Origin of the sequence: Hydrogenophaga sp. A37 (genome assembly GCF_002001205.1) — a bacterium.
Taxonomy (GTDB): Bacteria; Pseudomonadota; Gammaproteobacteria; order Burkholderiales; family Burkholderiaceae_C; genus Hydrogenophaga.
In genome coordinates, this window is record NZ_MUNZ01000031.1 from 1 (window position 1) to 6,849 (window position 6,849).

General features: G+C 66.3%; 6 protein-coding genes. All 6 read right to left on the minus strand.

The window, feature by feature from the left end:
• Positions 1–384: 384 nt before the first annotated feature.
• Complete coding sequence (locus B0E41_RS00375; protein ID WP_077327498.1) at positions 385–1,839, minus strand: aldehyde dehydrogenase; 1,455 nt, start codon at positions 1,837–1,839, stop codon at positions 385–387.
• Between the two features lie 32 nt (positions 1,840–1,871).
• Positions 1,872–2,690 (minus strand): ABC transporter ATP-binding protein, encoded by an 819-nt coding sequence (locus tag B0E41_RS00380; protein WP_077327501.1) that lies wholly within the window; start codon positions 2,688–2,690, stop codon positions 1,872–1,874.
• Positions 2,687–3,493, minus strand: a complete 807-nt coding sequence (locus B0E41_RS00385) for an ABC transporter ATP-binding protein (protein ID WP_077327504.1) — start codon at positions 3,491–3,493, stop codon at positions 2,687–2,689. The genes B0E41_RS00380 and B0E41_RS00385 overlap by 4 nt, the downstream gene beginning before the upstream one ends.
• Positions 3,483–4,511: a branched-chain amino acid ABC transporter permease gene (locus B0E41_RS00390; protein WP_077327507.1), complete on the minus strand. Its 1,029-nt coding sequence runs from the start codon at positions 4,509–4,511 to the stop codon at positions 3,483–3,485. Before B0E41_RS00390 ends, B0E41_RS00385 begins: the two co-directional genes overlap by 11 nt.
• Positions 4,508–5,410: a branched-chain amino acid ABC transporter permease gene (locus B0E41_RS00395; protein ID WP_077327510.1), complete on the minus strand. Its 903-nt coding sequence runs from the start codon at positions 5,408–5,410 to the stop codon at positions 4,508–4,510. Before B0E41_RS00395 ends, B0E41_RS00390 begins: the two co-directional genes overlap by 4 nt.
• Positions 5,411–5,541: 131 nt before the next feature.
• Positions 5,542–6,741 carry an amino acid ABC transporter substrate-binding protein gene (locus tag B0E41_RS00400; protein ID WP_077327513.1) on the minus strand — a complete coding sequence of 400 codons (1,200 nt, stop codon included), beginning with the start codon at positions 6,739–6,741 and terminating at the stop codon, positions 5,542–5,544.
• Between the last annotated feature and the right edge of the window lie 108 nt (positions 6,742–6,849).

Sequence of the window (6,849 nt, forward strand, 5' to 3'; positions counted from 1 at the left end):
ACGCTCTTGCTCGCTCAACAACAATTGGACCTTCGGTCTGCCAGTTCTCATCGCGGTATCTCCATTCCCAAGATACCGCATCGGCATGCACGATTAATGCCAGTTATTAACGGGACATAACACTAGCCACAGAGCTGCTGCAGGTGTTCGACCGGTCGCTCCGCGACAAGTTTGGGTGGCCCAAGATGGCCATGCCGAATCTGATGGTTCGGTAGCCGTCTACCCGACGCCGTCTGTCAAAGGGCCGCTGCCAGCCTTGAACAGTCCTCCAACCACCCAACGCTACCCGCGACCCCAGCCCAACCACAGACCATCCAAAACAAAAGCCCTGGAAGCACCGCCTCCAGGGCCTTCGCTCTTCTTCCCCTCCTCCCCCACCGGACATCAGAACGGGTAGTGGCGCGGTGTCGTCTGCATTGTGATCCAGCGCAGTTCGGTGAACTCGGCAATGCCAGCCTTGCCACCGAAGCGGCCGATGCCCGAGCCCTTCACGCCGCCAAACGGCATCTGCGCTTCGTCGTGCACGGTGGGGCCGTTGACGTGGCAGATGCCGCTGTCGATCTTGCGCGCCACATTGAAGGCGCGGGCGATGTCACCGCCAAACACAGCCGCGCTCAGGCCGTACTCGTTGTCGTTGGCGCAGGCAATCGCCTCTTCCACGCCGTTCACACGCACCACACATTTCACCGGGCCGAAGGTTTCTTCGTGGTAAATGCGCATGGCGGGGGTCACGTGGTCGAGCACGGTGGCGGGCATGAGCGTGGTGTCGGCCTTGCCGCCGCACGCCAGCTTGGCGCCTTTGGCCAGTGCGTCGTCGATGAGTTCGTTGCAGTGGTTGACCGTGCCCATGCCGATCACCGAGCCGAGCACAACCGGCTCGGGTTTGCGCGGGTCACCCAGCGGCAGGGCCTTGGCCTTGTCGGCGAATTTCTTCACGAAGGCGTCCGCGATCTTGTTGTCCACGATGATGCGTTCGGTGCTCATGCAGATCTGGCCGCTGTTGGCGAACGCGCCGAAGGCCGCGCCGTTGACGGCATCGTCGAGGTTGGCGTCGTCCAGCACCACCAGCGGCGCCTTGCCGCCGAGCTCGAGCACCACCGGCTTCAGGTACTTCGCGCAGGTCATGGCGATGATCTTGCCGATCTTGGTCGAGCCGGTGAAGTTCACGCGGCGCACGGCCGGGTGGGCCACCATGGCTTCGACCACGGCGCCCGCGTCGGCCGGTGCGTTGGTGATGTAGTTCACCACGCCGGGCGGGAAGCCCGCCTCTTGAAAGGCTTCGACGATCAGCTGGTGGGTGCGCGGGCAGTTCTCGCTGCCCTTGAAGACCACGGTGTTGCCGCACGCCAGTGGCACACAGATGGCGCGCACTCCCAGGATGATGGGTGCGTTCCAGGGCGCGATGCCCAGCACCACGCCGGCCGGCTGGCGCACGCCCATGGCCAGCGAACCCGGCACATCAGACGGAATCACTTCACCCGCCACCTGGGTGGTGAGCGCGGCGGCCTCGCGGATCATGCCGGCGGCCAGGAACACGTTGAAGCCGCCCCACATGCCGGTGGCACCGGTCTCGGCCGACACGGCTTCGATGAACGCTGGCGTCTTGGCTTCCAGTGCGTCTGCCGCTTTCAGCAACAGAGCGCGGCGCAGGCTCGGGCCGGTTTCGCTCCAGGTCTTGAAGGCTTCGGCGGCGGCTTCGACCGCCATCACGGCGTCGGCCGGTGACGCGGCGGGTGCGCGCGTGGCCACACTGCCGTCGAGCGGGTTGCGGCGCTCGAAGGTGGCGCCTTTTTCGGCGGTGACCTTGAGGCCGTTGATGAGCATGGACATGTCGGACATGGGGTTCTCCTTGGGTTCAGACGAAAGCGTTGTCAGGTGGTGGTGGCCACAGCCTTGCGGCGCTGCACGGCATCGGCCGCGCTGGTGGTGCCGGTGGCGGGGTCCTTGTCGGCGCCGAGATACGCCTCGCGGATCACGGTGGAGCGCGCGAGCAGCTTGGCCGGACCGTTGGCCACCAGCGTGCCGCGCTCCATCACATAACCGCGGTCGGCCACGGCCAGCGCCTTCTTCACGTTCTGCTCCACCATGAGCACGGTGGTGCCGGCGTCGGCAATGCGGCGCACGATGGTCAGCAGCTCGTCGACCATCTTGGGCGCCAGGCCCAGCGAAGGTTCGTCGAGCATGAGCAGGCGCGGCGCGCACATCATGGCGCGCGCCACCGCCACCATCTGCTGCTCGCCACCGCTCATGGTGCCGGCCAGTTGCGTGGCGCGCTCCTTGAGTTTGGGGAAGTCCACAAAGGCCTGGGCCAGTCGCTCGGCACGCAAGGCCTTGGGCACCAGCCAGCCGCCGAGTTCGAGGTTTTCGGCCACGGTGAGTTGCGGAAACAGCTGGCGGCCTTCAGGCACCAGGGCCACACCGGCCTGCACGATCTCGTGCGTCTTCTCGGGCATCTCGGTGCCGTCGAGCAGCACCGAGCCGCCGCGCGGGATCAGGCCGTTGAGCGCCTTGAGCAGCGTGGTCTTGCCCGCGCCGTTGGGGCCGAGCACCACGGTGAGACCGGGCTGGATGTCGAGCTTGAGGTCGCGCAGCACCAGGAAGGCACCGTAGCCGGCCGAGAGGCCATTCACCTTCAGGCGTGCGCGCCCGCCACCACCGAGTTCAAAAGGGGTTGGGCGGTACCACATCATGCGGCGGCCTCCTCGACGGCGTTGTAGGTCTCGTTCATCTCGTCGCCCAGGTAGGCCTCGATCACCTCGGCGTTGCGCACCACCTCGGCGGGCGTGCCGTCGGCGATCTTGCGGCCCTGGTGCAGCACGATCACGCGCTCCACATGGCGCAGCAGGGTGGTCACCGCGTGCTCGATCCACACCACGGTGAGGTCGAGCTCGTCGCGCAGGCGGCGGATCAGGCGCGCCATCTCCTCCACCTCGTTTTCGGTCAGGCCGGCGGCCACCTCGTCGAGCAGCAGCATGCGCGGACGCGTGGCCAGCGCCATGCCGATTTCCAGCAGGCGCTGCTGCGAGGGCGTGATGGCCGCGGCCGGCAGATCGGCCTGGGCCCAAAGACCGATCAGGCCCAGGATGCTCTCGGGCGTGCGCAGCACCCAAGGCACGGTCGTCTCTTCGCCCCACCAGATGTATTTGCGCGGCCGACGGCCCGCGAACTTCAGGCCGAAGGCGATGTTGTCGCGCACGAGCATGTCGGCAAACGTGCGCGGGGTCTGGAAGGTGCGCGCCAGGCCGTTGGCGGCAAAGCGGTGCGGGCCTTTGCCGCTCAGTTCGCGCCCCTGCATCAGCAACTTGCCACTGGTGGCCTGGGTGACGCCCGAGATGGCGTTGAAGAAGGTGGTCTTGCCCGCACCGTTGGGGCCGATGATGCCGACGAGTTCGCCCGGCATGAAGCGCGCGCTGACCGCGTCCACCGCGGTGAGGCCGCCGAAACGCACGGTGATGTCGCGGGCGTCGAGCAGGGGCTGGCGATCAGAAGACATCGCGGCGCTCCCTGAGTTGTTTGTCACGTTGCTTGCGACGTTTCGTCTCGCCGCTCAGGTCGTCGCGCGTCTCGGCCCACCAGGCCTTGGCGCCATCGCGCCAGCTGCGGAAGGTCTCGGCGCGCAGCGAGGCCAGGCCACCGGGCAAATACAGCACCGAGAGGATGAGCAGCAGACCCAGCGACATCATGTAGATCTGCGGCACCTGCAGGCGCAGCGTTTCGGCCAGCACGCTGAAGACGATGGCCGCGATGAGCGGGCCCCACAGCGTGGCCGCGCCACCGATGAGCGCAATCAGCACGGTCTGGAAACCGATGAAGGGGTTGAACACGGTGTGCGGGTCGATGTAGGTCCAGCGGACGCTCATGGCCGCGCCCACCGCACCGGCCACGGCAGCGGTGAGCGCGAAGCCCGCCACCTTCACCCAGCGCGTGTTCACACCCAGGGTCTGGGCGCGCTGCTCGTCGGCGCCGATGCCCAGCATGGCCAGGCCGAAGCGCGTGCGCCGGATCGTGATGGACAGCGCCACCGTGATCACCGCGAGCGCGAGCACGGTGAGGTAGATGGTGTCGCGATCGGGCACCACCATGAGCACGCGGCCCACGGTACCGGTCACGCTCTTCTCGAAGTAGCTGATGGCGTGGCGGATGAGCTCGGTCATGCCGAAGGTGAGCACCGCGAAGTAGGTGCCGCGCAGGTGCAGCACGGCCGCGCCCATGACCACGGCCACCGCAGCGGCGATGAGCGCCCCCAGGCCGATGGCCTGCGCCCACGAGACCTGCTCCAGCAGGATGGCGCTGGTGTAGGCGCCGATGCCGAAGAAGGCCGAGGTGGCGAGCGACAGATAACGCGTGGTGCCGCAGAACAGCGCCCAGCTCGACGAGAGCGCGATGTACATCAGGCAGGTGAGCGCCATGGACACGGCGAACTCGCTGGCAAAGCCCGGCAGCGCGAGCGCCCAGCCGGTGAGGCCGAAGAGGACCAGCAGGTCGCGGATGAGGAACTGTCTTGAAGTCATGATTTGCGGCTCTTGCGAGTAAAGAGCCCTTCGGGACGCAGGAGCAATACGCTGATGAAGACCACGTAGCTCAGCAAGGCCTTGAGCGAGGGGTTGGTGAAGTGCATGCCCAGGGCTTCAATGACGCCGAGCAGCAGGCCACCGGCGAGCGCGCCGCCCATGCTGCCGAAGCCACCCAGCGTGATGACAATGAGCGCGGTGACGGTGTAGGGCTCACCCATGGACGGGCTGATGGTGTACGACATGGACAGGAGCGCACCGGCCACGCCCGAGAGGCCCAGGCCGATGCCGAACATGAGCGGGTGCAGGCGCTGGGTGTTGATGCCCATGAGCTGCGCGCCGGTGGGCGACTGCATGAGCGCACGCACGCCCTTGCCCAGCAGCGTGGTGCGCATGAGCACGATGAGTGCGCCCGAGAACAGCAGGGCCAGCGCAAACACCAGCAGCTTGTTGCCCGCGAACTGGGCGGTGCCATCGGGCAGTGGGATCTGCACTGGCTCGGTGAGGAAGTCGTAGCCGCGCAAATCGCCGCCCCACATCCAGGAAGCGAAGTTCTGCACGAGGAACATGAGGCCGAAGGCCACCATGAGCCCGCGCGCTTCAAAGATGTCGAGGTTGGGCGAGGTGGCGGTGAGGCGGCGAAAGCACAGGCGGTGCACCACCCAGCCCAGCACGAACAGCATGCCGAAGGACACCGGCACCATGAACAGCGGGTGGAGCCCGAGCGAGGTCTGCGCCATCCAGGTGAGGTAGGCCCCGACCATGAGGAACTCGCCGTGCGCGATGTTGAGGATGCGCATCAGCCCGTACTGCAGGTTCAGCCCGAGCGCGACAAGCGCGTAGATGCCGCCGGTGATGAGGCCGGAGGCGAGAAGTTCGAGCCAGGCGGAGAAGGACATGGGGAAGTGAGCGAGGGAATTGGCCGGAGCGAAGGGTTTCAACCAAAAATGCCGCGGATCTGGCTTTGCCAGTCCGCAGGCATTGCACCCTGGAGGGGGTGACGCGCCGCAGGCGCGGCGCGGGGGTCAAATCACTTCCACGCGGGCTTATTGGGGTTGAGTTTGGCCGTCGCCAATTTCTCCGGCCACACCACCTCAAATTCCCCGTTCTGCCACTGGCTCACGGTGCCTGGCGTGCCCACGTTTTCGCTGCCGTTGAACTTGATGTCGCCGATGATGGTCTTGTGCGTGGTGCCGGCCACGTAGTCACGGATGGCCTTGCGGTCCAGGCCTTGCGCCTTCACCGCGTTGGTGAGGATCTCCAGGCCGGCCCAGCAGGCGCCACTGGCCCAGCGGTCGGGTTCCTTGCCGGCGAACTTTTTGGTGTGCGCGTCGAAGTAGGCCTTGGCAGCCGGGCTGGTCTTGCCGTTCCACGAGCCCATGCCGAGCACGCCTTCGGCACCCGCCGGGGTCATCACGTTGCGGTAGAGCTGGAAGGCCGTGCCCACCGAGGCGTAGAAGAACTTCGGGTTGAAGCCCACTTCCTTGGCCTGGCGGCTGGCCAGGATGGTGTCGGGCGGGTAGGTGAAACCCACAAAGGCATCGGGGTTCTTGTCCTTCATCGAGCGCAGCACGGGCGAGAGGTCTTTCACGCCACCGGGGTAGCTCTTGTCTTCCACCAACGTGATGCCGCTGCCCTGCAGCGCCACCTTGAACGCCGCGAAGTTCTCCAGGCCGAACAGGTCGTCCACATAAATCAGCGCCACGGTCTTCACGCCGTTGGCCTTGAACATGTCCACCAGCGCGTTGGTCATGGGCGCGGGTTGCTGCAGCAGCAGGAAGAAGTACGGCAGCCGCATTTCCACCAGGCGCTTGCTGAGTGCGGTGGGCGCCAGGAACGGGTACTGGAAGCGGTTGGCCAGCGGGGCCACGGCGAAGTTGGCGTTGGAGCCCCAGGGCGGCAGCACCAGATCGACCTTGTCGCTGCCCATGAGCTTTTCGTAGGTGCGCACCACGGTCTCGGTGTCGCTGCGGTCGTCGCTGCTGATGAGCTCGATCTGGCGCTTGACGCCCTTCACATCGAGGCCGCCCGCGGCGTTCTGCTGCTCGGCCCAGAGCAGGTAGTTGGGCTCCTGGCTCACCTGCGCGCCCCCTGTCCAGGGGCCTGTGCGCGACATCGAATAGCCCACGCGAACCGGGGCGGACTGCGCCATGAGTTGCGGGGCGAAGGACATGGCGCCCACCGAAGCGGCGGCGCCCTTGAGGATCAGACGGCGGGTGGGTTGGACCATGGTTTGTCTCCTGTGGGGTTCTAGGGGGGCGAAAGCTGAAGGTTAGTGAGCCAGCGGCCGTCGGGCTTTGCTGACGATGCACAAGCTGCTTGCCGGAATGTGCACACG

Bases quoted from the DNA above. Each gene is read 5' to 3' on its own strand.
- B0E41_RS00375 (WP_077327498.1), bottom strand. From the start codon at position 1,839: ATGTCCGACATGTCCATGCTCATCAACGGCCTCAAGGTCACCGCCGAA.
- B0E41_RS00380 (WP_077327501.1), bottom strand. From the start codon at position 2,690: ATGATGTGGTACCGCCCAACCCCTTTTGAACTCGGTGGTGGCGGGCGC.
- B0E41_RS00385 (WP_077327504.1), bottom strand. From the start codon at position 3,493: ATGTCTTCTGATCGCCAGCCCCTGCTCGACGCCCGCGACATCACCGTG.
- B0E41_RS00390 (WP_077327507.1), bottom strand. From the start codon at position 4,511: ATGACTTCAAGACAGTTCCTCATCCGCGACCTGCTGGTCCTCTTCGGC.
- B0E41_RS00395 (WP_077327510.1), bottom strand. From the start codon at position 5,410: ATGTCCTTCTCCGCCTGGCTCGAACTTCTCGCCTCCGGCCTCATCACC.
- B0E41_RS00400 (WP_077327513.1), bottom strand. From the start codon at position 6,741: ATGGTCCAACCCACCCGCCGTCTGATCCTCAAGGGCGCCGCCGCTTCG.